Raw genomic sequence first — 23,403 nt, 5'->3', positions numbered from 1 at the left:
AATTTTAATGTTCGGGCGTGAATTTAAAGACTGTGCAGCTCGGCTATAAGAATGTGGAAATCAGTGGCGGTGTGTGGCAGTGTTTGGCTATATTTACAGTATAATTTTAAATTTTATAGATAAACTTAAAACCTAAACAATGATACCACGGCGGCCTCTTTCTCAATTTCCAATACAAAAAATAAAAGATGATGAAATAGAAAACGCCTATCATTGGTTCAGAACATTTATTTCTGACCAAGACTGGATGAAAAGAAAAAATGATATAGAAACTTATTTGAGTACTGTGGTAAGAACCACTAGTCCTTTCTCTGAACCCATAAGTGAAGGTACCCGCCTGGTAATCCAAAAAGATCAAATAGGATGGTATCTGTTCTTGGTACATTGCTATTTATTCGAACCTCATAAATATGAATTTCATCAAGGTGCAAGAGTTGTTCCAATCTTTAAAAGGATTGGTACGGACATCAAATTAGTAACCCAAATTGAGGGCATTGGTAAGAAAATGCGAGATATGTTCAAGAAAAGGAAGTCTGAAGCTGACGCAATACTTTTTGAGGTTCTTACGGCGTTACTTTGGACAAGAAATGGTTGGGATGTAAAAATAATTGAAGAAGGTAAAGGTGGTAAAACACCCGATTTTGAAGTTACAAAAAACTCAAAAAAGTGGCAGGTTGAATGTAAACGCCAGATGAAAACAGCTGATTATACTTATAAAGAGACAAAAAAGAGGCAACTTATGATATCTCAAATAAACCAGATGCTGTTACATTTTAATGTAGTTCTTGATATTACATTTCATGTCGAATTGGTGACTCTCCCTGACAGTTATTTGTTCGATTTATTAAAAGATATTATACCCAATGTTAAAGCTCCTGGTACAATAATATCAAACGAGACGATTGATATTGATCTTTCGTTCGTGGATATAATTTCTATTAAAAATCATCTAAAACAATATTCAGTAAAAAATAATTCACCGCAGTTAATAGAACTTATAGCTAAAAAAGAAGTTGACCATTCTGCATTTACTTCAGGATTTCTGGGTAGTTTTTTTTATGTAGGAGATGGCGAAGCAAATAACCTTTACATTAGTGACATTGCAAAGGCTTATGGTGTGCATTGTTACTGTGATTGTGAACAAGCCCTCAATGCTAAAGCAAGAGATGTTAAAAACCAAATTTTTAGTGCGATAGGTCAATTTAATCCTGAATACAACTCTATTATTCATATAGGAATGGAAACTTTTGACGGACCTGAAGTAGAAATGTTAAGAACACAAAAAATCATAAATACAATGTCTAGTATAGATACGAGAGATAATAAATTGTGTTGGATTTTTTATCATTACTTTCAATCCTATAGCAGATCTTACGAGCCTTGGTTTTTTGATGAAACTGTAAGTACTGCTACTTCATTTATCAATCCTGTTTTACCAATTAAAAAAACTTTTTTAATTCTTCCCGAAGATGAAGTTACAATTGAAAGTGCTTCGCATTGGGATAAAAAATTACCATGATTTTTTGCAAAATCCTGTGAAAAGTTATCTGGTTTTTTTTCTTTTCTTCTTATTAACAAAGTCTTGTTCTTCGTAATCTTCTCCCTTTGCTTCTGGCAGTAAACTCAACGCTTCAATCAAACCGTCTTCATGTTTCTCAGTAGTATTCAGGAAGTCGAACAAATGATGGGGTTCTTCTGCAGGAAGATCCCTATCTCCTGATGTGGATATTTTCGCTTGTACTTCAACTGGCTCTTTAATTTTGGGTGCGATATTATTGTTCCAATAATCATTAAAAATATTGGCAGAAAGCTCTTTTCCCAATCGGGAACCGTTCCAAACTGTTTTAGAATTATGATCTATAAAAGTGATTCCGTAAATACGTCCTGTGTCATTTCTGCGTGCCACTACGTTAATACCTTGTTCTCCTAACTGTTTTTTAAAAGCTTGCTCATCATTTGTTGATTTCAAGGCAATGGTAACGGCAACTTTAACAGTTGGCATTGCCGGGTGCTCTTTTAAAATCTCTTTGCATTTCGCATAATGCAATTCCAAAGTCGGTAGTCCGGCATTCTTTCCGAATAAAGAAGCCTTGAACGGATGTCCGGCTCTTTCGCCTTTTGCATTTAAAGGGATATATAATAAACCCTGCTTCATTTTTCCCTTCAACTCGCCCTGCACTTTTTCGGTGGTAACATTAAAAAGAGAAAGCAAAGCATTATATTCTCCCAAAGTTTGGAATTGATAATAGTTCGGCAGGTGACGCACTACTGAGGCTATCTGACTTTTGACATCACCTGAGCGATAATCTACCGGACGGAAAACCTTGTCGTTCTGTCTATACTCTTTATCTGTTGCGGGTATCAATCCATGTTTTTTTTCCAGTTCACGGCACACATTCATAGAGCGCATTTTCTCAAAACTGTCTGGAATCTTTTTGCCCTGCTCATCCACGCAAACCGATACAATATGAATATGGCTGCGGTCAATATCGGTATGCTTAAACACCACAAAAGGCTGCTGGCCATAACCCATTCCCCTCATATATTCTTCCGCCATTTCCCTGTACCTGTCATCGCTTACTTTATCTTTCGGGTCAGGATTGAGCGAAATATGCAGCGTATGTTTCTCGGTATTGCGATTGGCTATCAGATAAGGGGCGAAAGATTGGGCTAATTGCGCAACTGTATAATGACCACTCGCGGTTTCAATCATCTTATTGCCAGACAGAATCTGTCCGTTTTCATTCTCCACTTTGAGCTGATTGTATGCCAATGCCCCGTATAAATTTCCGCTTCTTCCGATTTTTGCTATCACTTCTAAGGTTGTTTTTTTAGGTATTTTGCTTCAAATTCTTCAGTTATCTGAATGATTTTTTGGCATAATTCCGCCATTTCTACGGTTTGTTTTTCCAATTTATAGAGAAAAGATGCCGCCTTTTTCTCGGAAAAATGACGATATAACAGCTTAACAATCTGGTTGTAATTCACGCCTACGGACCGGAATTGACTATGAAAAGAAGTCAATCGCATATAAAAATCAACTGTTCCCTTGTCAATTTTAACCGATTTCATCTCCTTACAGAACAGTAACGAAATGATAAACTTTGCTTTATTGGGCATTCCCGATGTTTCAAAAAGCGATAATAGTTTGGCATTTTCTTCTTCCGTCAGGCGAAATACATGGCGGTAGATGCTTGGGTCGATTTTTGGTGTCCGTCCACCCTTATTCTGTTTTTTGTTATTTTTCTCGTTCATCACTAATCCATTATTAATTTATACAAAAACGCTGACTTCGGAAGTGTTTTTCAGCCCCCGGCAGGGCAAGTTGTTTTGAGGCACTAACTCGGTTTAGAGTGCCTCAAAACACAACTTGCCGTGTTCCGTTGAACACAAAAATCCGCCCTTCGGGACGGATTAAGTGTAACAGGGAAAAACGGCTCGATGCCGTGCTGTTTAGTTTCCATTCTGTCGAGATGCTTCGCATAAATCTGTTAATAAAAATCATTTTACAAAGTAAAGATCTGTCTGTAAGAATATTGTACTGTAATCTCTAGACAAACTCTGCCTTTGAGTGCCAAACACTACCACACAACAATAAGGAGCTAATTCAATAGCTTTATTTGCTTTATGGTTTTAATGCAGGTTATAAAAAATGTGTACAGGTAAATAAGAAAGGAGTATTTGGATACAGATATTTTGGAACAAAAGCATAAGGTTTTAAAAGCGTAAAACTTTAAAAATGTAAAAGTATAAAAGCGGTAAAGCAATTTACCGATTGCAACGTTTACCATTTGCTAAAAATTATTACTCACCAAGCTGTAATGAAAGCAAACAACAATTAAGGAAATTTTCAAAAAGGGAATACAGGCATACGGAAAATAGGTACTATTCAAATACACCAATATTTAAACCTACCAAACAAATAAAATCTGTAACAATAAATATTTAAAAAATGGAAACAAAAATGAAAACCTTAAAAATCAGTTTTTCAACGCCTAAGGGCGGTGTTGGAAAATCTACTATGACTGCACTACTTTCAAGTGTATTACATTATCGTTTAGGATTTAATGTACTTGTAATGGATTGTGATTTTCCACAACACAGTTTAGCCAATATGAGAGAAAGAGATTTGAAAACGATTATGCAGAATAACTACCATAAAAGAGCAGCAATGAAGTTGTATCAGAGTATCAATAAAAAGGCATATCCTATTATCAGTTGTAAAGCGGAGGATGCCTTGTCAAAGGCTTTGGAATACGTAAATGAATCTGCAATAGAGCCTGATATAATTTTTTTTGACCTTCCTGGTACAGCCAATACAAAAGGTGTGCTTACTACCCTAAGAAAAATGGATTTTATTTTTTCTCCAATCAGTGCTGACCGTCTGGTTATGGAAAGTACATTGAGCTTTACTAAAGCATTCCTTGGTTTACCCGAAACAGATGAGAGTAATAAGGATCAAAAAATGTGGATGTTTTGGAATCAAGTAGATGGTCGAGAAAAGACAGGAATATACGAGGCTTATCAAAGTGTTATTAACGAGCTTGATTTATCTGTAATGACCTCAAAAATAATGGATAGTAAACGTTTTAGAAAAGAAACGGATGATACACTCAACAGTGTATTTCGGTCAAGTTTGCTACCTGCCGAACCACAGCTTATGAAAGCAACTAGATTAGATTTGTTTGTCGAGGAGTTTTTAAAAATTGTTAATCTCTAAAACACTTAAGGATGTCCATAGATAAAAGAAGAAAAGACTTTGATAAACCTGCTGTTGATGAGGAATTAATCATGAACATCATGAGTGGTAATAAGTCTTCTACTGTACCCGAAGCTAATCAGCAAAAAGAAATACAGAAGGAACCAAAACCAAAAGAGAAAGTCCGCACTGCTTCTTCAAAGAAGGTGGATTATGAGGAGATATTTCTGGTCAATAGGTTTCCTTCAGGTCGTAATGGCAAGGTTGTTTACATACGTCCCGAATACCATGAAAGGTTGATCCGCATTGTACAATTAACGAGGGAAGAAAAGACAACACTTTACTCCTATATTGACAACATCCTTGAACATCACTTTAAGGAGTTTGGGGATGATATTACTGATTATTTCAACGAACGTTTTAAACCCATTTTATAAGCTATGGAAAATGTAATTGTGATATGCCTGCTGATAGTCATTGTCCTGCTTCTGCAGGACAAGATTGTCATTAAGAAAAAGTCGGGGCAACAGCAGCCGAAACAGGAAAAAGTTAACCCAAACCTTCCAGATATTATGGGTCAGCCTAAGCCCGTAAGAAGCCTTTCAGTTCCAAACAATGCCAGTGAAAGCCAAATTGAGGAAACAGAGATAAATCCCGATAATTTAGATATTGAATACGACGAAAATGAAAACGTAGGTATTCAAATTCCGCAGGAAGAGCTGGACGAAGTTTTCAGAAATATACCTAATTTTGAACAGGAAGAAGAAGAATGGAACAGGTACGGAATATCCGGAGGTGATGACAGTCTTGCCCAAGGGGTTACCTATGATGAACTAAGCTCGGTTGGGGCGTTACTCCAAAAAGAAAATTTGGAGAATGCCCAAAAAGAAACGGCAATTGCGATAGTTCAAAAAATACAGGGTACTGAATTATTCAGCCTGCTGGAAAATTCCATCGAGGGTGCCTCAAGAAAAATAGCCATGCTGTTGGACAGCAGTCTCTCTGAAACTGATGCTGGTTCTTCCACTTTGCGGAAAAATGATTTGAATGATTTCGATATTCAAGAATTTTTATGACTTAATTCGATGTGAAATTGAGGATAAAGTGCTTTAATGTGCCAACTGCAATATGTTCTGATTCGTAATAGTCCCCATGAAGTGCATTTGGCTTTAAGGACAATGATTCAGTGTTCCTGCTATCTTTATTTAGCAACTTATTGATGCCGACGACTGTTTTGCTGGGGGCACCTTCTACCAGATAACCTACAATACTTCCATCTTTGTATTTGCCTGAGATAAAGTTATTAATTCCTGTTTCAATGTACCGACGCTTTAATGCCGAATCTTTTTCTTTAAGATTTTTGGCTTCAAAAAAGTACTCATATTCAAAAGTGGAAATAAAAGATGTAAGGCGGAAATCAATCCGGGGAAAGGTGGCTGAGAAACCTTTGATCTTTGGAATATCTGTCGGCAGGTGCGCTTCTACATTCGAAGATACTTTCCATTTAGACCGGAGCGGGTTCAGTTTAATATACTCGTGCAGTTCAGAGGAAATGTCATTCTCGTCCCAGTCTAGCTGTATTACTTTGCTAGTTAAGGATGTTTGATAAGCCTGGATAAGGAGCTTGAAACATCTATTTTCAAACGCACTTTTGAAGGTCTGGTAAATTTCATTGTCTAATGCCATCCTAGTTTCCGTTTAATATTTCCAGAATTAATTCGGATGCATCTTCCAATGCCATTGACTCGGACCAAAACCTGCGTTGATTAGGGCGTATTATAAAAATATCCTTTCCATCTTTGTAGTTGAGTTTTTTTCGGAAGTAAATGTTCGTGGCTTTTTTTTCCCAGAGAAAATTATCCAGTAAACGAAGTTCATCATCCACATATTCCTGTGAGACCTTAGTTTCTCTCTTTTCATTTTCAAAAGTCAGTTTTGTGAGCATCAAAGGCGAATATGTACTTATGTTGTAAGATGTGACATTCACAAACAGTTGCTGTCCATCCAAAAAGTCATTTATTTCAGTGCTAACGATATTTTCATAAGCAGTGATCTGATCCTGCAAAACTGAATACAGTGCGCTAGATTTTTCTTGTCTTGTAAACAAATCAAATGAGTGGACAATAAAATCTTTTACAAGTTGTCTTTCGATAATATCAATGTCATACAACTCATAAACCAGCCTATTAAGTTGCTCCTCCAGCTGACTATAGTTTACATCCATTATAGAAGCATGAATTAAATCTTCAATTTTCTTATGGATACCTACCATCTCATCAATGATTGATTGTTTGATTACCACAGGAAACTTATAGACTTCATTCGGTTTGATCCTCTCACGCTCTATTCCCCAACTATTAGAAATCATTAACAGAAAGTAAGTTGCCAGCTCTGAATTTAGTACAGAAGACAAGAATCTTAACTGGTCTTCATCATTAGATTTCAAACCAAGAACCGTACTGTTGAATGCAATACTTTCTTTAACAAAGCTTGTACAAAGCTTATTATTTAAAAAGCCCTCCTTGACTAGAAGCATTGGTCCTGGATAAACGTCCTTAGCACCAAGTCTTCTGAATACATTAATTGTCGGAAGCTCTTGCAAATACTTTACACCGTAGTAGTCAAGATATGTCTGTATGGTTTTTTTATCTTTTAAAAGTAAGTTTATATGCGAAAAACTAGAAGGGTTAGTCGTGAATCGATTAATCCTTTCAGGTCTAATGAATGAAAGGTTTGCGATTTCGTTGTCAGTAAGCGGCTTAATAGTTGATTTATTGACAGGCTGCAGTCCTACACCATAGTCCAATTTGTGTTCTTTTATATATGTCCCGATATTTGTACTATTGCCCAACAGCCTGTCTATAAGACCTATATCAGACGCAGTTCCGAACATAGCAACCTTCCATATTTTGGTGTTCTCTTTTTTACATTCCTCGCGCGGTAAGTATTTCAAATCTGTAAAATCGATGCTTAGTCCTTCAATAATACTGGACTTTATATAAGTTTTTGGCGCGTAGTAAGTAATTTTATCGGAAGCCTCCCTAGGGGTTTCTTTCTGATAATATACAATACTGATGGGTCCGGTTGCATCGCCAAACAATTGCCCGCCAAAATTCTTCTTTGCATTTCGGAGTATGGAAAAATTATAAACTTTTTCTACATAACAATCATTAAAGAGCCATGTCCTGAATTTTTGATAAGTGCTGCCGGTGTTGGTCAGTACTTTTGTGTTGAATATCAAGGCAATTTTTCCATTAGGTGCAAATAATGCTGCCTTATGCAAAAATGGCAAAACCATTTCTTTGGCGAATCCGTGTCTCTCACAATATGTTCTGATTGCGTCAGATTTTATGTCAGTCCCAAAGGGTGGATTTCCGACAACCAGATCAAATTTAACAGCCTCTATTTCGGGGTTTGTATCAATTGTATCCCTGCAAAAAAGGTTATTGCCCTGTTCTTTAAGCGTGGGATCATTAGGATTGTTTATCAGGTTTGGTAATCTATAGTTTTTATTCTGCCATACTGTTTTTGGGTTGAGATTATCGACCAATGCAAGATATAAACTGAATGCTGCGACCTTGATAGCCTGAGGGTGAATCTCGATCCCAAAAATATGTTCCGTTAGTAGTTTCCTCAACTCATTAAAATCCGTTAATTTTTGTCCATGGCTGTTTTCATGGCGCTTCACCAAGCGCTTGAAACTTTCAACCAAAAAAATACCAGACCCACATGCAGGGTCTAGGATTTTAAGTTTATAATCTGTTTCACCATTGTTAACAGGTAGTTGCTCGTTGAGAATAAATTCTACCAGAGCAGGCGGCGTATAATAAGTACCGGTTTGTTTCTTCAATTCCGGATCCGTCTTGAAAAGAAAGTTTTCATAAATCTCACTTAAAAGCTCTATCTGGATGATACTAAAATCAAAAATTCGCCAGTCTTCAAATAAGTTTACCTGCGGCGTGTTATCATTACCGCTTATAAAGCATTTTTTTATTAACTGAAGGTGCTCTACGTTTATGTTTTCATCGTCGGTCACGGTAAATACATTACCATTGAAATGATCTTCCAACCTTTGAAAAAGAGTATATGTAGCTGTAGTATCTTCCAGAATATCAAAAAATGATTTTGCTCCTTCCATAATATTGGAATAGAAACTCTCGTCAGTGGCATCCCTGTCTTCAAGGTATAACAAGAAAAGTGATCGCAAAATTAAACGGTGAATGAGATTAATTTCTATGCCTTGCTCTTCAAGCTGCTTTGCAGTATTAATAAGGCTTTCCACGAGGTACTTGTCAACCCTTTTCTGTATATTGATTTTTTTTCTGACAAAATCAGCCTCTTCAAGCGTCCATATGCTGCCAGAATCTATTGCCATCGTAGAGAATAACCTGTTTAGCTCGCCTAGTTTTTCAACATCGGAAAATACGTATCGGGCTACCTCAATTTTTTGCAACTCTTTTTCTTCGTTGAAATTATTTCGGGTAATAATAAGAGGTTTTTCCGAACAATTATAAATTCGCAGCTCCAATTCCGAGCAAACGTATAAGAAGAATACTTTTTTAAAATTCCAAATTTTTCGTTGGATTTCCGCTATTTGCCTTAGAGTTTTAGAATCAAAAGATATTACATTTTTTACAAAGATTGCAGGAAAACTGTTACCTGCATCGTCGGTATTAAAATAAACGGCATCGACATTAAATTCACTAACCTGATCTAGAATAATAGACTGACTTTCGGATAGTTTTTTACTATCCGAATTGACTGACACAGCCCTGTCCAATCCTATTGATGCTACAAATTCCTTACCGGTCATAGCTATTTTTACTTTGAACTATTATTCCCCATTTTACAAAAATAATGTTTTAAAGATTAAAAAACCCCTCTATTTCTATAATTAATATCGCTTTTTTCTGCCTTGTACTGCCAAAGAGTTCCAGTTAGTGCCAATTCTATGGCCTCAACTCTCTTATGATTGACATTTGTCTCGAAAGCCTGCAAAGTGCAGGAAGACGATAACAATTTAACGTGTTTAATCATGGAAAAACAAAACAAAAAAATCCTATTGGCAGCAGTGGCAATACTAACAGGTTTCGTTGCGCTGGCACAGGGAAATGGTACGGCGGGTATCAATGAAGCCACGCAGATGGTAACCTCGTATTTCGATCCCGCCACGCAGCTTATTTATGCCATTGGAGCCGTGGTAGGCCTTATCGGAGGTGTTAAGGTATATAACAAATTCAGCAGCGGCGATCCCGATACAAGCAAAACCGCAGCAAGCTGGTTCGGTGCCTGTATCTTCTTAATAGTAGCTGCAACCATCCTGCGCTCATTCTTCCTTTAATCCCACAGTCTTATGAGTAATTATAACATCAACAAGGGCATTGGGAGAACCGTGGAGTTTAAGGGGCTGAAAGCACAATACCTTTTCATTTTTGCCGGCGGATTGCTGGGTATCCTTATCCTGGTCATGATACTATACATGGCTGGAGTTAACTCCTTCATCTGCCTTTTTCTGGGAGCCGGCGGTGCTTCTCTTATCGTATGGCAGACCTTCTCTCTGAATAGAAAGTATGGAGAACACGGACTCATGAAAGTGGGCGCAAAGAAAAGACATCCACGATACATCATCTGTCGTAAGCCTGTACAGCGCTACCTAAGAGTCACTACAAAACCCGGTGCTTTATGAGAAACACAGCAAAAACAACAACGCTGGAACATAAATTTCCATTGCTTGCAGTAGAGAACAACTGCATCCTGTCAAAGGATGCGGATATTACGGAATGCTTTGAAGTGCGTTTACCGGAACTTTTTACAATTGCATCTGCGGAATATGAAGCTATTCATTCTGCCTGGCACAAAGCTATCAAGACTTTACCTGATTTTACGGTAATCCACAAACAAGATTGGTATATCAAGGAAAACTACGCCCCTGATTTGGCAAAGGATGACCAAAGTTTTTTGGCTAAATCCTACCAGCGTCATTTTAATGAGCGTCCATTCCTGAACCATTACTGTTACCTGTACCTGACCAAGACCACTAAGGAAAGGATGCGCATGCAGAGCAATTTCTCTTCGCTATGCAAAGGTTCGCTTATACCAAAGGAAATCAGGGACAAGGAAGCGGTTCATCGTTTTATGGAAGCCGTCGCACAGTTTGAGCGTATCATTAACGACAGCGGACTTATCAAGCTGAATCGCCTGAGTGAAGAAGACATTGTTGGTACAGATGAAAAGCAGGGATTATTGGAGCAATACCTAACGCTTTCAAGAGAAGCCGCAACACCGATGCAGGATATTGTACTGGGCGCTGAAGAGGTTCGTATCGGAAACAAAAGGCTGTGCCTGCATACCTTGTCCGATACGGATGACCTGCCCGGAATCGTTTCGGCAGATACCCGTTATGAAAAACTTTCTACAGACCGAAGCGACTGCAGGCTGTCATTTGCTGCACCTGTTGGACTACTTCTGAGCTGCAATCACATTTACAACCAATACCTGTTTTTGGATAACAGCGAAGAGAGCCTTCAGAAGTTTGAAAAATCAGCGAGGAATATGCACTCTTTGGCTCGTTACAGCCGTGCCAACCAGATCAACAAAGAGTGGATAGAAAAATACCTGAACGAAGCACATTCATTTGGTCTTTCTTCCATCAGGGCACACTTCAACATTATGGCTTGGTCGGATGATCCGAGGGAACTTAAACAGTTAAAAAATGATAGCGGGAGTGCACTGGCCCTGATGGAATGTAAGCCGCGACACAATACCACAGATGTGGCTACACTCTATTGGGCTGGAATGCCAGGCAATGCAGGCGATTTTCCAAGCGAGGAAAGTTTTTACACCTTCATTGAACCTGCGTTGTGCTTCTTCACAGAAGAAACGAATTACCACAATTCGCCTTCACCGTTCGGTATCAAAATGGCAGACCGGCTCACTGGCAAACCCATCCATCTGGATATTTCTGATTTGCCGATGAAGCGTGGGATTATCACCAACCGAAACAAATTTATTTTGGGTCCGTCAGGAAGCGGTAAATCTTTTTTTACTAACCATATGGTAAGGCAATATTACGAGCAAGGCGCACACGTGTTGCTGGTCGATACAGGTAATTCCTATCAGGGATTATGTGAGCTAATAAAAGGCAAAACCAAAGGCGAAGACGGGGTATATTTTACCTATACAGAGGACAATCCCATTGCCTTTAACCCTTTCTACACAGATGATGACGTATTTGACATAGAAAAAAGGGAAAGTGTCAAAACGCTCATTCTTACCCTTTGGAAACGGGATGACGAGCCGCCAACCCGTTCTGAAGAAGTGGCTCTGTCCAATGCTGTCAGCGGTTATATCGAACGCATTAAGCATGATGAGGTCTATCCGTCTTTTAATGGCTTTTATGAATATGTTCAGGGCGATTACCGCCGGGTACTTCAGGAAAAACAGGTTAGGGAAAAAGATTTTGATATTGCCAATTTCCTCAATGTACTGGAACCTTATTACAAAGGCGGAGAGTACGATTACCTGCTCAATTCCGATAAGCAGTTAGACCTGCTTTCCAAGCGATTCATTGTTTTTGAGATTGATGCCATTAAAGACCACAAAATTCTTTTTCCCATCGTGACTATCATCATTATGGAGGTCTTTATAAATAAGATGAGAAGACTTAAAGGTATCCGCAAACTTATCCTGATTGAAGAGGCCTGGAAAGCCATTGCCAAGGAAGGAATGGCAGAATATATCAAGTACCTTTTTAAGACTGTCCGCAAATTCTTTGGAGAAGCAATAGTCGTTACGCAGGAAGTGGATGATATCATCCAGTCTCCTATTGTAAAAGAAAGTATTATCAACAACTCCGACTGCAAAATCTTGCTCGACCAGCGAAAGTACATGAACAAGTTTGATGACATACAAGCCATGTTAGGCTTAACCGACAAGGAAAAGGCACAGGTACTTTCTATCAATATGAATAATGATGCTTCGCGCCTTTACAAGGAAGTATGGATAGGTCTCGGTGGCACGGATTCAGCAGTATATGCTACAGAAGTGAGCCTTGAGGAGTATCTCGCCTATACCACGGAAGAAACAGAAAAAATGGAAGTGATGCAGCTTGCATCAGAATTGGACGGCAATGTGGAACTCGCCATTAAGCATATTGCTATGCAGAGGCGCGAGAAAGCAAATCAGTAATAATAATTAACAATTTAAATTTAAGAAAAATGAAAAAACTAATGTTCATGGTGTATGCAGCAATTATGCTTGCCGCAGCGCCCTCGGTAAAAGCCCAATGGGTGGTTACAGATCCTACGAACCTGGCTTCAGGTATCCTCAACAGCGCTAATGAAATCGTACAGACTTCATCTACTGTATCCAACGTTGTTAAAAATTTCAAGGAGGTGGAGAAAGTGTACAATCAGGGAAAAGAGTATTACGACAAACTCAAAGCCGTAAGCAACCTTGTGAAAGATGCCCGTAAAGTGCAGCAGACCGTGCTTTTGGTTGGAGACGTATCGGAGATGTATGTTACCAATTTCGGTAAAATGATGAACGATCCCAATTTTACACCGCAGGAACTTGCGGCTATTGGAAACGGTTATTCAGCACTGCTGGGTGAGAGTACCGAACTTCTGAAGGAACTCAAGCAAATAGTAACCGCATCGAATCTTTCTCTAAATGACAAAGAGCGCATGGACGTTATAGACCGCGTTTATAAAGAAGTCAAAGAGTATCACAGTCTTGTCCGCTACTATACCAGCAAGAATATTTCTGTCAGCTACCTGAGAGCAAAAAAGAAAAATGACGCTAAGCGTGTACTTGAACTCTATGGGACTTCCAACCAAAAATACTGGTAAAAGATGGAATGGAATAATCTTCACGAAGTCCTGCGTTCGCTCTACGATGACATGATGCCGCTTGCAGGTGATATGGCAGCGGTAGCTAAAGGTCTGGCCGGGCTGGGCGCGCTGTTCTATGTAGCATTAAAGGTCTGGCAGGCGTTAAGCCGTGCCGAACCTATCGATATGTTTCCACTGCTGCGCCCTTTTGCCTTGGGATTGTGTATCATGTTTTTTCCCACGATCGTCCTTGGAACCGTTAATGCTGTGCTAAGCCCTATAGTTACAGGAACACATGCTATACTCGAAGACCAGGTGCTTGACCTGAACAAACTACAGCAGCAAAAAGACCAATTGGAATATGAAGCAATGGTACGAAATCCAGAAACTGCCTATATGGTTTCGGATGAAGAGTTCGACAAGAAGCTGGATGAACTCGGCTGGTCGCCCTCAGACATCGGGACAATGGCAGGAATGTACATGGATCGTCAGGAGTATAAGATTGAAAAAGCGATGAAAGAATGGTTCCGTAATCTTTTGGAAGTACTGTTTCAGGCGGCGGCATTGGTGATCGATACCATCAGGACATTTTTTCTTATCGTCCTTTCCATACTTGGCCCGATTGCCTTTGCTATTTCTGTGTGGGATGGTTTTCAGTCTACGCTTAATCAGTGGTTCACACGATATATAAGTGTCTACCTCTGGCTTCCTGTAGCGGACCTCTTTAGCTCGATGCTAGCCAGGATTCAATCCCTGATACTGGAACGTGATATTGAAATGCTCTCCGATCCGACATTTATTCCCGACACTTCAAATACCGTGTATATCATATTTATGATTATAGGAATCGTGGGTTACTTCACAATTCCCACGGTAACAGGCTGGATTATTCAGGCCGGCGGAGCTGGGAACTTTACGCGCAATGTCAATCAGACAGCGATGAAAGCAGGAAATGTTACCGGAGCCGGAGCCGGTTCCGCCGTAGGAAATATCGGCGGCAGACTGATGAGCAAATAAAACAACTAATTATTCAAGAAAATGGAATTTAAAACGCTAAGAAATATCGAAAACAGTTTCAAGCAAATAAGATTGTATGCTATTGTATTTGCCGTGCTCTGCACAGGCATTGCAGGATATGCCGTATGGAGATCTTACAGTTTTGCTGAACAGCAGAGACAAAAAATATATGTGCTGGATAATGGCAAATCACTCATGCTGGCACTCGCTCAGGATGCGTCTATTAACCGTCCTGTGGAAGCAAGGGAACACGTAAGGCGCTTCCATGAACTGTTCTTTACGCTAGCTCCGGATAAAAACGCTATCGAGAGCAACATGAAAAGGGCATTTAATCTTGCCGATAAAAGTGCCTTTGATTATTACAAAGACCTCTCTGAAAAAGGATATTACAACCGTATCATATCGGGCAATGTGCAGCAGCGCATTGAAATAGACAGTGTGGCCTGCAATTTCGAGAAGTATCCCTATTCCGTACGAACTTATGCCAAACAGTTTATCATCCGTTCGAGCAATGTGACGAAACGGAACCTTGTTACCTCCTGTTTCCTTGTCAATTCCGTACGCTCGGACAATAACCCGCAGGGTTTCAATATCGAAAAATTTTCCGTGGTGGAAAATAAGGATATAGAAGTCATTGAACGCTAAAAATTAAGGGATATGAAACTTTTACTTGATTTAAACGCATTCGCAAAACTCCTGACCGACAAAGGGTATGACGGCTTCTTTCTCACGCAGGCGGGTTATCCCGGCAAAGTCCAAGACAGCATCAGCAGGTTTTTGGAGGCTTGCAGCAATGGCACGGACAAACCTTTATACACCAATGTACTGCCTTTAAACACTTACCTCGAATGGAATGGCGAAGACCAGCCAAAGGTCGGCTGTCATATGTGGGTAAAATATGAGAATGGCAAATTCGATGTCCAGGAAATGGAAATTGAAAGAACAGACCGCTACGGGCAATTATTGAAGCAGTCTAAACTGACAAATCTTACAGCAAGTTCGGTTCCGACAATAAAGGAGGCTATTGCCCAAGTATCAGAAAAACCTAAAGAAGAGATTGCTCCGCGAAAAAGAGGGTTTAGAATGTGATAACCCATAATCTTTAAAGTATGAAAACAATAAGAATAAATATAGACAAGTGGTTTGACAAGCAGGATAAAAGCTGGCGGGCCTTATCCTTAGATAAACAGCGAAGATATACGCTCTGTCTTTTTTTAGTGTACCTACTGCTTACCACGGTGGTTATATTAAAAGTGTGGTACGACACGGCAAAATCTGATAACAGGATGATCATCGAGCATATTGACAACCCTGTCCGTAAAAAAGAAATTCCTGCCTCCCAATTGGACACATTATCAACAAAATTAAAAGAAAAGATTTATGAAAGAAAATGAAAAAAGGGTCAGCGTTCTGGTTGAAGAAGCTGACCAATCCAGAGCATCCAATCTGCCCGATGATAAAAAGAGCAGCAAAGAACAGCTTAAAAAACCGGTAATATTCATACTTATGGGAATCGTTTTTCTCGGATGTATGTACCTGATATTTAAACCGTCTTCAGACAAGAAGGAAATCGAAAATATCGGGCTGAACGATGCCGTCCCGCAGGCCAGCGAAGCCGGCATGCAGGCCGACAAACAGAAAGCATATGAGCAGGAAATGCTGGAGCAGAAAGACCAGGAAAAACGTAATGCACTGACCACGCTTTCCGATTACTGGAATGAGGACAATTCATCTAAAGACAATCAGGATACACTCGCTGAGCAGGAAGATCAAAGCACGGGTTTCGGCAACAATCCGGGAAGGTCAGCTAATCCGGCACTAAACAGTTACCGCAATTCTCAAAGTGCGCTTGGCTCCTTTTATAAGGATGACAATAATGAAACGCAAGAACTCCGCAGACAGCTTGATGAGCTGAAAGAAAAGCTGGCGGATAAAGACGTTCCCAAAAGCGTGACAGTAGATGACCAGCTGGCACTCATGGAAAAGTCCTATCAGATGGCGGCAAAATATCTTCCTACAGGTACAAGTACAGGTGAGGTGTCCCCCAACAAAGGGAGTACCGCTTCTGCCAGTACACAGAAAGAATATTTTGTGGCATTCGCCCCTGCAGGAAAGAACGCCGTTTCGGCTTTGTACAGAGAGCCTTCAGATAGTACTTTTTTAGCGGATTGGAACGCAAACAAAAACAGGAATTTTTATACTCCGGGATCTGTACAGCAGATTGCACAGCCGAAAAACAGTGTGAAAGCCTGCATACAGGAAACACAGACCATTATTGGTGAAAGCGGCGTGCGCCTGCGTTTATTGGAACCTGCCCAAACCCCTAACCGCACCATCCCGCAGGGAACGCTCTTAACGGCAATCGCTAAATTTCAGGGCGGCCGTTTACAGATGAAAATTACTTCCATAGAACTCGATGGTAATATTATCCCGGTAGACATAACCATTTATGACCTTGACGGTCAGCAGGGTTTGTACGTCCCGTATTCTCCTGAAATGAATGCCCTTACTGAGATGGCAGGCAATATGAGCCAGACTTCAGGAACGAGCCTGATGCTAACCCAATCCGCAGGACAGCAGGTTGCGGCAGATTTGAGCAGAGGTGTTGTACAGGGCATTGCAGGCTATTTCTCCAAAAAAGTAAAAACGCCAAAAGTTACCCTGAAAGCTGGCTATCAGGTATTTCTTGTCTCTAAAAAATAATAGAAAACTAAAATAAATTAACAATGAAAAATTATTTAAAAACCTTTTGGGCAGCTGCCCTTATGATCGGCTTGGCCGTTACCTCTTTTGCGCAGGAAACTGCAAAAACTTCGCTTGCCTTGGGCAGGATAGAATCGTACGAAATGCAGGTTACTTACGATAAGACTTCTCATCTGATTTTCCCAAGCGCAATACGTTACGTGGATCTGGGAAGTGAGTACTTAATTGCAGGAAAAGCAGAAGACGCAGAAAATGTGCTACGCGTAAAAGCGTCGGTAAAGGACTTTGAGCCTGAAACCAATTTTTCGGTGATTACCGACGACGGGCGTTTCTACAGCTTCGACGCCTATTATAGTGCCTGCCCATTTACATTGAGTTACAACCTTCTGGCAATGCAAAAGGCGGTGGATAGATCCGCCGGACAAGATGTGCTGTTTGAAGAGCTGGGAAACAATTCGCCATCTCTGGCAGGTTTGATACTAGAAACAATCTATAAAAAGGACAAACGTTTTGTAAAACATATTGGGGCGAAAAGTTTCGGTATTCAATTTATTCTCAAAGGAATTTACATCCACAACGGTAAATACTATTTCCATACGGAACTGGATAATCGCACGAATGTTCCCTTCCAGATTGAATTTATGAATTTCAAGGTGGTAGATAAGAAAATAGCCAAACGCACCGTGATACAGGAAAGACCGATGATACCGCTTCGTAGTTACAAGCCACTGGGTGTGATTGGCGGTAAAGAAGTCGAACAAAACGTATTCCTTTTGGACCAGTTTACCATTGCCGATGATAAGGTATTGCTGATTGAGATTTTTGAGAAAAACGGCGGAAGGCATCAAACGCTTCAGGTGGAAAATTCGGATTTGATAAAAGCCCGATTAATTAGCGACATGCATCTGAAGTTTTAGTAATCCATTAAGCAATAGAAAATGAAAAAATATATCTATACAGTAATGCTCGTTTTGATGGGTATCACAATTGCCCAAGCACAACGTATGCTGCCTAAACAAAAAGGACTGGAAGTAAATGCAGGTGTATTATCCAATGACAAAATCGGCAATGATTATTACATTAATGCGGCTATGACCGTAAATAGTAAAAACGGGAATTACCAGCTTTGGGCTTTAGAGTATGTACACCAATATTATCAATATAAAAACCTCCGCATTCCGCAGGAGACCTATACCGCAGAAGGCGGCTACAGTTTCTTCCTGCTAGGTGATGCCCGTAAGAACATTACATTCAATGCAGCCATAACAGGTGTAGTCGGGTTTGAAAGTATCAATCGAGGCGAAGAGCTTTTATTTGACGGGGCGAAAATTGTAAGTGAAGACAATTTCATTTACGGTGCTGGCGGACGGCTGTCTTTTGAAACATACCTGTCTGACCGATTTGTACTAGTCCTGCAAGGGCGTACAAGAGTTTTGTGGGGTACTGACCTGAAACAGCTCCGCCCATCTGCAGGTGTGGGATTAAGATTTAATTTTTAAAACGAAAAACGATGACAGCATTTTTTAATAAGTTGAGAATAGGGTTACTGCCGGTATTGCTGGCAGTCCTGCTAAGTTCTGCTACACTCTCATCCTGTGATAAGGAAGAACTGGAAATACAGCATGAGTTCCCATTTGAGGTAAATGTCATGCCCGTACCCAAGGACATTGCCATTGGAGATACCGTAGAAATAAGGTTAACAATAGAGCCTGCAGGTAATTATACGGGAACGCACTATTTTATTCGCTACTTTCAATTCGACGGACAGGGCACATTACGCTATTACAATGAACCGCCTTACCAGCCAAATGATTTATATTCGATACCAACAGAGCAGTTCAGACTGTATTACACTTCAAACTCCACCGTTTCCCAGTCTTTTGAAGTGTGGATTTCAGATAACTTTGGAAATGAAAAACAATTGAGTTTTGAATTTAACAGTAGCGATTAACAGTACTATATTAGTTTAATATAAACAGTAAAATTTCGATTTTTTTAAGCACAACCCGGAGATCATCTTCGGGTTGTTTTATTGTCAGTTATTAACGGATTCTGTTAAAGAAACATTGGATAACTTCACAAACGTTACTATCTTTGGACAAAATATAGAAAACTCATTTAGTGTTTTTGCTTAGGGCTCGGTAACTGAAAACTGGTAATTTTTAAAGACCGCGAGACAAATAAGTAAGGACGCTCATGCCATTGGCGTGGGCGCTCGCTTATTCGTGGTCGGGTATACCAGTGCCTCAGTTCCGATAAGTGTAGTGGTCTGCGCCATATTTTTTATAGAACAGCGATTATGGCTACTTAACTAAGCAGAAACATATTTTCAGTTATCGACAAGTAATTTATAAAGACCTTTTATTTTTACTCTGAAGTATTAATAAAGTCTTTAATCACTACATATAGGACGAAAGTCCTATGACGACAAATTATCGGTCATTATTTTCTATAATTTGTTCAACATTAAATAAGGAATAATGGAAAAAGAGAATCAGATTACGATTGCCTTAATTGATGACCATGAAGGGCTTAGAATATCCCTGCAAAATTTTTTGGAATACAGTAATTTTAAAGTGGTTCTTGGCGCTGCTAATGGTCAGGAAGCAATCGACAACCTGCAGATTCAGGAAGTACTGCCGGACATTTGTATTCTTGACATTAATATGCCTCTTATGGATGGGTACCAGACAGCCAAGGAATTGGCAGAAAGTTACCCAGAGATCAAGATATTGGTTTTCAGCAGTCTTGACAATAAGAAAAGTATAATCGAAATGCTTAGCCTTGGCGTTCGGGGCTACGTACTGAAAGGTTCTGCTCCTGAAAAACTAAAAAAAGCTGTAATCAAGCTGGATCAGGGAGAGTATTATTTCAGTGAGACAATAAGTAAAACGGCCTTAAGCTATTTAGCTGAAAACCAAAATTTCCACTAATATTTGGAGAACTCTTTGCAAATACAATGTGCGACACTTACATCTATTTTGTGGCGACACTTAATTACTAACTTACAAGTTATGTTAACTCACACACTGATAGACCGCACTAATAGATTTTACATCGAAATGTCAAAAAAAGTACTTTCGAAAAAGGAATATGATATACTTCATAAGCTTTTGATAGAAAAAATGAGCCTCAAGGAAGCAGGAGACAGCTACGGGGTCACTGCAGAGAGTGTCCGCAGACAATACGAAAGGACATTTGAAAAAGTGAAGTGTGTTACTGAGCTGCTTGCAGACATAGACTACTACAAACAGAAATTAGAGCAGTTAAAAAATGAATTTGAATACGAGACAGGGCGAATTAAAAGAAGAAGAACTAAACCTGAAACTGACCTGAATAAATTGCTATATGATACCCATTTTCCTTTCAGCAAGAGAATGTTCAGTATAATCGAAGCTTTAGGGATTACTACCATAGGAGAACTTGCAAATATCCCCCTCAAGGATTTTCAGTGTTTCAGGGGGTTTAAAGGGAAGTGTAAAAATGAACTGATCGCTTTTATTGAGTTTGAACACATTGAACATCTTTTCAAGGGCTTTTCTGTTTGGAAAACAATACCCATTAAATAGTCTTAACATTTAAAAAAAGCTTTCCTAAATTACGGCGTTCTTTTGCTTCTCCTATGTTTGTACAATATAATTTAAGTGAAGAAGGGCGAGAGCAGATTTTGCTTTAAATAGCCTTACGGTATATTCAAGAAAAGAGACTGCCTCCTCTTCTTTTACCTTTTAGAATCTGAACAGAATGTAAGGAATACACTCTTATTTGAGGTAGTATAGCCAGTATATCCACTCAGGAGAAAAGATGAAAAAAGGTTATCACTTACCTAAACCAAATAAGATGAAGATATTATTAAAACAAACAGTCGGAATTGATGTTGCACAAAAGGAATTAGTTGTGTCACTTGGTCGGATGGACGAGCAGATCAGTATTGAAGTTTATGCTTACAAAGTATTTCCCAATACTAAAAAAGGGTTTTCCAGTCTTGTATTGTGGGTTAATAAGCAAACATTAACCACAACGGAAGTACGTTATGTAATGGAAGCAACTGGGGTTTACCATGAATCTTTAGCCTATTATCTATGCAGTGTTCAAAAACAAGTAAGCATCGTTTTACCAAACAAGATTAGTAATTATGTGAGAACACTTGATATAAGAACAATTACTGACAAAAGTGCTTCACAAGCAATTGCCAGATTTGGTTTGGAAAGGCAATTGGAAGTTTGGCAACCTCCTCTAAAAATATTCAATGATTTGAGGCAGCTTTGTCGGGAACGTGAGCAGTTGGTACAGGAACGTACCATGTTAAAAAATCAGTTGCATGCTGAATGTACTTCTGCAAAATCAAGTGAAAAGTCAGTTAAAAGAACAAACAAAAGAATAGCCTTGATTGATAGGCAGGAAAAGGAGATACGAGAAGAAATTGCTAAACTCATCAGAGGAGATGAGGTACTAGTAGAAAAGATGAAAATAATATCTTCTATACTTGGAGTTGGAAATTTGACTGCCGTGACCATTATCGCTGAAACCAACGGTTTCGAACTCATAAAGAATAAAAGGCAACTGGTCAGTTATGCGGGATTAGATGTAAGAGAAAAGACATCTGGGACCTCCGTAAAATCCAAACCACGTATATCCAAGCGGGGTAATCGGAATTTAAGGAAAGTCATGCACTTTCCGGCACTGGCTGCGATTAGAACCAATGAAAGATTCAGAGATATCTTTTTAAGATTGGTTTCAAGGCATGGCATTAAAATGAAAGCTATTGTTGCCATCCAAAGAAAAATATTAGAATTGACTTTTATCCTCTGGAAAAACAATTCTTATTATAACTCGGAATATGCATATCAAATTTTGCCTTCCTGAGCAATAGCTATGTAATGGAGAGTTGAGTTACTTATAGTTAAGTTATCTCTCTACATAAATTATTTGAACGGGTATTAGTTTAATTGCTATTACCTATAGATACTATTGCCTTTTTTATACCTATGAAAGCCAGATATTCAATACATCATTATAAGATTAAAATTGATATAATAGATATCCAAGCAGTGCGCCACCCAAGACAATGAATGAACTGTTGATTTTTTTGAATTTAAAAACGATAATTGCACTAATCAGTGCTATGCTGATTGTCTTCCAATCGGTTATGGTTTCTTTACCCATTGTAAAACAAACAGCAATAATAATGGCAACAGATGCTATATTCACAGCATCCAGAAAAGCTGACAGTCCTTGAGAGTTTCGCATTTTTTTCATCAGCGGGTTAAGTAATGCTACCAGTACAAATGATGGAAGAAAAATAGCAACCGTTGAAATAACGGCTCCGGATAGTCCATTAATTTGATAACCGATAAATGTTACTGATGAAAAAACAGGGCCTGGTGTGAACTGACCAACTGCAATAGCATCCATCAATTGCTGCCGGGTAAGTAAACCGTTTGCTACCAATTCCGTATCTAAAAAGGCGAACAACACGTAACCGCTTCCGTAGAGGATTGCACCAATTTTTAAAAATACCCAAAACAATCTGGTGTTTGTCTCTGAAAGTAATTGACTATTGGCAATTTGTAAAAAAAGAACTGGTACAAAACTTTGCAGTGTATTCGTTTTTTGATTTTGAATATAAAACAAACCCAATGCTAACAATCCTGCACCAAACATTAAATAGATTTCGCTGATTCCTAATAAAGACAAAACCAATACAGCGATGCCGATAAATGCTAATAAAATTGACCTAATCGATTTTTTGGCCAATGGAAAAATTGCGCCAATAATAATGGCAATAATAGCGGGTTTTATACCATATAAAAAAGGTTCTATTTCTGGAATTTGGCCATATTTTTTATACAGCCAGGCAAAAATTCCTGTAATAATTACAGCAGGAAAAATAAAACAAATTCCCGCAATAATTAGTCCTTTCCAACCTCCCTTTTCATGTCCTATGTGAATAGCCATTTCGGTACTATTGGGACCGGGTATTAAATTTGTTGCACCAATTAAATCAAGAAAATGTTGTTCGCTCATCCATTTTCTTTTGGCCACAACTTCCTGCTGCATCATTGCAATATGAGCCGCAGGACCACCAAAACCGATTATTCCAAGTTTCAAAAAAAGTTTTGCAATGTCTTTTAAAGATGGGCTGCTCTCCAT

Annotated in this window: 24 protein-coding genes; 19 read left to right on the top strand and 5 right to left on the bottom strand. The window is 39.1% G+C overall.

What is annotated here, in order from left to right; genetic code table 11:
- Nucleotides 1-139: 139 nt before the first annotated feature.
- The gene (locus FJA49_RS17550; RefSeq protein WP_140002701.1) at nt 140-1,519 is read left to right on the top strand and encodes a hypothetical protein; all 1,380 of its coding nucleotides are present in this window, start codon (nt 140-142) and stop codon (nt 1,517-1,519) included.
- A gap of 24 nt (nt 1,520-1,543) precedes the next feature.
- Here the strand turns inward: FJA49_RS17550 and mobB are convergent, their stop codons facing one another.
- Together mobB and mobA are read right to left on the bottom strand one after the other, a co-directional pair.
- The gene (gene mobB / locus FJA49_RS17545) at nt 1,544-2,815 is read right to left on the bottom strand and encodes a conjugal transfer protein MobB (RefSeq protein WP_140002698.1); all 1,272 of its coding nucleotides are present in this window, start codon (nt 2,813-2,815) and stop codon (nt 1,544-1,546) included.
- Nucleotides 2,816-2,817: 2 nt separating this feature from the next.
- Entirely contained in the window at nt 2,818-3,255 is a 438-nt protein-coding gene (gene mobA, locus FJA49_RS17540; RefSeq protein ID WP_140002695.1) for a conjugal transfer protein MobA, read from the bottom strand.
- A gap of 697 nt (nt 3,256-3,952) precedes the next feature.
- Between mobA and FJA49_RS17535 the strand changes: the two genes are divergently transcribed.
- Genes FJA49_RS17535 through FJA49_RS17525 form a run of 3 tightly spaced genes read left to right on the top strand, consistent with a single transcriptional unit; the run spans nt 3,953 to nt 5,775 of the window.
- Nucleotides 3,953-4,720, top strand: coding sequence for a ParA family protein (locus FJA49_RS17535; RefSeq protein ID WP_140002693.1), 768 nt, complete (start codon nt 3,953-3,955; stop codon nt 4,718-4,720).
- Between the two features lie 11 nt (nt 4,721-4,731).
- Nucleotides 4,732-5,136: a DUF3408 domain-containing protein gene (locus FJA49_RS17530; RefSeq protein WP_140002690.1), complete on the top strand. Its 405-nt coding sequence runs from the start codon at nt 4,732-4,734 to the stop codon at nt 5,134-5,136.
- Nucleotides 5,137-5,139: 3 nt separating this feature from the next.
- On the top strand, nt 5,140-5,775 hold the full coding sequence (locus FJA49_RS17525; protein ID WP_140002687.1) for a conjugal transfer protein TraD: 636 nt from the start codon (nt 5,140-5,142) through the stop codon (nt 5,773-5,775).
- A 1-nt stretch (nt 5,776) separates the two neighbouring features.
- Here the strand turns inward: FJA49_RS17525 and FJA49_RS17520 are convergent, their stop codons facing one another.
- Entirely contained in the window at nt 5,777-6,385 is a 609-nt protein-coding gene (locus FJA49_RS17520) for a hypothetical protein (RefSeq protein WP_140002685.1), read from the bottom strand.
- Between the two features lies 1 nt (nt 6,386).
- The gene (locus FJA49_RS17515; RefSeq protein WP_140002682.1) at nt 6,387-9,512 is read right to left on the bottom strand and encodes an HsdM family class I SAM-dependent methyltransferase; all 3,126 of its coding nucleotides are present in this window, start codon (nt 9,510-9,512) and stop codon (nt 6,387-6,389) included.
- A 222-nt stretch (nt 9,513-9,734) separates the two neighbouring features.
- Here FJA49_RS17515 and FJA49_RS17510 point away from each other — a divergent pair, with 222 nt between their 5' ends.
- The 15 genes from FJA49_RS17510 to FJA49_RS17440 all read left to right on the top strand — a co-directional run bounded on the left by FJA49_RS17510 (nt 9,735) and on the right by FJA49_RS17440 (nt 22,116).
- Nucleotides 9,735-10,040: a DUF4134 domain-containing protein gene (locus FJA49_RS17510; RefSeq protein WP_140002679.1), complete on the top strand. Its 306-nt coding sequence runs from the start codon at nt 9,735-9,737 to the stop codon at nt 10,038-10,040.
- Nucleotides 10,041-10,052: 12 nt separating this feature from the next.
- Nucleotides 10,053-10,385, top strand: a complete 333-nt coding sequence (locus FJA49_RS17505; RefSeq protein ID WP_140002676.1) for a DUF4133 domain-containing protein — start codon at nt 10,053-10,055, stop codon at nt 10,383-10,385.
- Nucleotides 10,382-12,886: a TraG family conjugative transposon ATPase gene (locus tag FJA49_RS17500; protein ID WP_140002674.1), complete on the top strand. Its 2,505-nt coding sequence runs from the start codon at nt 10,382-10,384 to the stop codon at nt 12,884-12,886. Before FJA49_RS17505 ends, FJA49_RS17500 begins: the two co-directional genes overlap by 4 nt.
- Before the next feature lie 29 nt (nt 12,887-12,915).
- Nucleotides 12,916-13,548 carry a DUF4141 domain-containing protein gene (locus FJA49_RS17495; RefSeq protein ID WP_140002671.1) on the top strand — a complete coding sequence of 211 codons (633 nt, stop codon included), beginning with the start codon at nt 12,916-12,918 and terminating at the stop codon, nt 13,546-13,548.
- Nucleotides 13,549-13,551: 3 nt separating this feature from the next.
- A complete protein-coding gene (gene traJ / locus FJA49_RS17490; RefSeq protein ID WP_140002668.1) occupies nt 13,552-14,547 on the top strand; it encodes a conjugative transposon protein TraJ in 996 nt (331 codons plus the stop codon).
- 21 nt (nt 14,548-14,568) lie between these two features.
- Nucleotides 14,569-15,192 carry a conjugative transposon protein TraK gene (gene traK / locus FJA49_RS17485; RefSeq protein WP_140002665.1) on the top strand — a complete coding sequence of 208 codons (624 nt, stop codon included), beginning with the start codon at nt 14,569-14,571 and terminating at the stop codon, nt 15,190-15,192.
- A 12-nt stretch (nt 15,193-15,204) separates the two neighbouring features.
- Entirely contained in the window at nt 15,205-15,636 is a 432-nt protein-coding gene (locus tag FJA49_RS17480) for a hypothetical protein (protein WP_140002662.1), read from the top strand.
- Between the two features lie 20 nt (nt 15,637-15,656).
- Nucleotides 15,657-15,941, top strand: coding sequence for a nitrogen regulatory IIA protein (locus FJA49_RS17475; protein WP_140002661.1), 285 nt, complete (start codon nt 15,657-15,659; stop codon nt 15,939-15,941).
- Entirely contained in the window at nt 15,928-17,250 is a 1,323-nt protein-coding gene (traM, locus tag FJA49_RS17470; RefSeq protein ID WP_140002658.1) for a conjugative transposon protein TraM, read from the top strand. The genes FJA49_RS17475 and traM overlap by 14 nt, the downstream gene beginning before the upstream one ends.
- A gap of 23 nt (nt 17,251-17,273) precedes the next feature.
- On the top strand, nt 17,274-18,167 hold the full coding sequence (traN, locus tag FJA49_RS17465) for a conjugative transposon protein TraN (RefSeq protein ID WP_140002655.1): 894 nt from the start codon (nt 17,274-17,276) through the stop codon (nt 18,165-18,167).
- Nucleotides 18,168-18,188: 21 nt separating this feature from the next.
- On the top strand, nt 18,189-18,749 hold the full coding sequence (locus FJA49_RS17460) for a conjugal transfer protein TraO (RefSeq protein ID WP_140002652.1): 561 nt from the start codon (nt 18,189-18,191) through the stop codon (nt 18,747-18,749).
- 11 nt (nt 18,750-18,760) lie between these two features.
- Nucleotides 18,761-19,201, top strand: coding sequence for a DUF3872 domain-containing protein (locus FJA49_RS17455; protein ID WP_140002649.1), 441 nt, complete (start codon nt 18,761-18,763; stop codon nt 19,199-19,201).
- A gap of 529 nt (nt 19,202-19,730) precedes the next feature.
- On the top strand, nt 19,731-20,183 hold the full coding sequence (locus tag FJA49_RS17450; RefSeq protein ID WP_140002646.1) for a response regulator: 453 nt from the start codon (nt 19,731-19,733) through the stop codon (nt 20,181-20,183).
- Between the two features lie 129 nt (nt 20,184-20,312).
- On the top strand, nt 20,313-20,819 hold the full coding sequence (locus tag FJA49_RS17445; protein WP_158629500.1) for a sigma factor-like helix-turn-helix DNA-binding protein: 507 nt from the start codon (nt 20,313-20,315) through the stop codon (nt 20,817-20,819).
- A gap of 271 nt (nt 20,820-21,090) precedes the next feature.
- On the top strand, nt 21,091-22,116 hold the full coding sequence (locus tag FJA49_RS17440; RefSeq protein WP_140002640.1) for an IS110 family RNA-guided transposase: 1,026 nt from the start codon (nt 21,091-21,093) through the stop codon (nt 22,114-22,116).
- Nucleotides 22,117-22,272: 156 nt separating this feature from the next.
- Here the strand turns inward: FJA49_RS17440 and chrA are convergent, their stop codons facing one another.
- Entirely contained in the window at nt 22,273-23,403 is a 1,131-nt protein-coding gene (gene chrA, locus FJA49_RS17435; RefSeq protein WP_140002637.1) for a chromate efflux transporter, read from the bottom strand.

Source organism: Flavobacterium microcysteis (assembly GCF_006385255.1).
GTDB classification, from domain to species: domain Bacteria; phylum Bacteroidota; class Bacteroidia; order Flavobacteriales; family Flavobacteriaceae; genus Flavobacterium; species Flavobacterium microcysteis.
Note: the sequence above shows the minus strand (reverse complement) of the source record. Positions and strands in the feature narration are given on the sequence as shown.

Coding starts and splice junctions, on each gene's coding strand:
- FJA49_RS17550 (WP_140002701.1), top strand. CDS start 140: ATGATACCACGGCGGCCTCTTTCTCAATTTCCAATACAAAAAATAAAA.
- mobA (WP_140002695.1), bottom strand. CDS start 3,255: ATGAACGAGAAAAATAACAAAAAACAGAATAAGGGTGGACGGACACCA.
- FJA49_RS17535 (WP_140002693.1), top strand. CDS start 3,953: ATGGAAACAAAAATGAAAACCTTAAAAATCAGTTTTTCAACGCCTAAG.
- FJA49_RS17530 (WP_140002690.1), top strand. CDS start 4,732: ATGTCCATAGATAAAAGAAGAAAAGACTTTGATAAACCTGCTGTTGAT.
- FJA49_RS17525 (WP_140002687.1), top strand. CDS start 5,140: ATGGAAAATGTAATTGTGATATGCCTGCTGATAGTCATTGTCCTGCTT.
- FJA49_RS17520 (WP_140002685.1), bottom strand. CDS start 6,385: ATGGCATTAGACAATGAAATTTACCAGACCTTCAAAAGTGCGTTTGAA.
- FJA49_RS17515 (WP_140002682.1), bottom strand. CDS start 9,512: ATGACCGGTAAGGAATTTGTAGCATCAATAGGATTGGACAGGGCTGTG.
- FJA49_RS17510 (WP_140002679.1), top strand. CDS start 9,735: ATGGAAAAACAAAACAAAAAAATCCTATTGGCAGCAGTGGCAATACTA.
- FJA49_RS17505 (WP_140002676.1), top strand. CDS start 10,053: ATGAGTAATTATAACATCAACAAGGGCATTGGGAGAACCGTGGAGTTT.
- FJA49_RS17500 (WP_140002674.1), top strand. CDS start 10,382: ATGAGAAACACAGCAAAAACAACAACGCTGGAACATAAATTTCCATTG.
- FJA49_RS17495 (WP_140002671.1), top strand. CDS start 12,916: ATGAAAAAACTAATGTTCATGGTGTATGCAGCAATTATGCTTGCCGCA.
- traJ (WP_140002668.1), top strand. CDS start 13,552: ATGGAATGGAATAATCTTCACGAAGTCCTGCGTTCGCTCTACGATGAC.
- traK (WP_140002665.1), top strand. CDS start 14,569: ATGGAATTTAAAACGCTAAGAAATATCGAAAACAGTTTCAAGCAAATA.
- FJA49_RS17480 (WP_140002662.1), top strand. CDS start 15,205: ATGAAACTTTTACTTGATTTAAACGCATTCGCAAAACTCCTGACCGAC.
- FJA49_RS17475 (WP_140002661.1), top strand. CDS start 15,657: ATGAAAACAATAAGAATAAATATAGACAAGTGGTTTGACAAGCAGGAT.
- traM (WP_140002658.1), top strand. CDS start 15,928: ATGAAAGAAAATGAAAAAAGGGTCAGCGTTCTGGTTGAAGAAGCTGAC.
- traN (WP_140002655.1), top strand. CDS start 17,274: ATGAAAAATTATTTAAAAACCTTTTGGGCAGCTGCCCTTATGATCGGC.
- FJA49_RS17460 (WP_140002652.1), top strand. CDS start 18,189: ATGAAAAAATATATCTATACAGTAATGCTCGTTTTGATGGGTATCACA.
- FJA49_RS17455 (WP_140002649.1), top strand. CDS start 18,761: ATGACAGCATTTTTTAATAAGTTGAGAATAGGGTTACTGCCGGTATTG.
- FJA49_RS17450 (WP_140002646.1), top strand. CDS start 19,731: ATGGAAAAAGAGAATCAGATTACGATTGCCTTAATTGATGACCATGAA.
- FJA49_RS17445 (WP_158629500.1), top strand. CDS start 20,313: ATGTCAAAAAAAGTACTTTCGAAAAAGGAATATGATATACTTCATAAG.
- FJA49_RS17440 (WP_140002640.1), top strand. CDS start 21,091: ATGAAGATATTATTAAAACAAACAGTCGGAATTGATGTTGCACAAAAG.
- chrA (WP_140002637.1), bottom strand. CDS start 23,403: ATGGAGAGCAGCCCATCTTTAAAAGACATTGCAAAACTTTTTTTGAAA.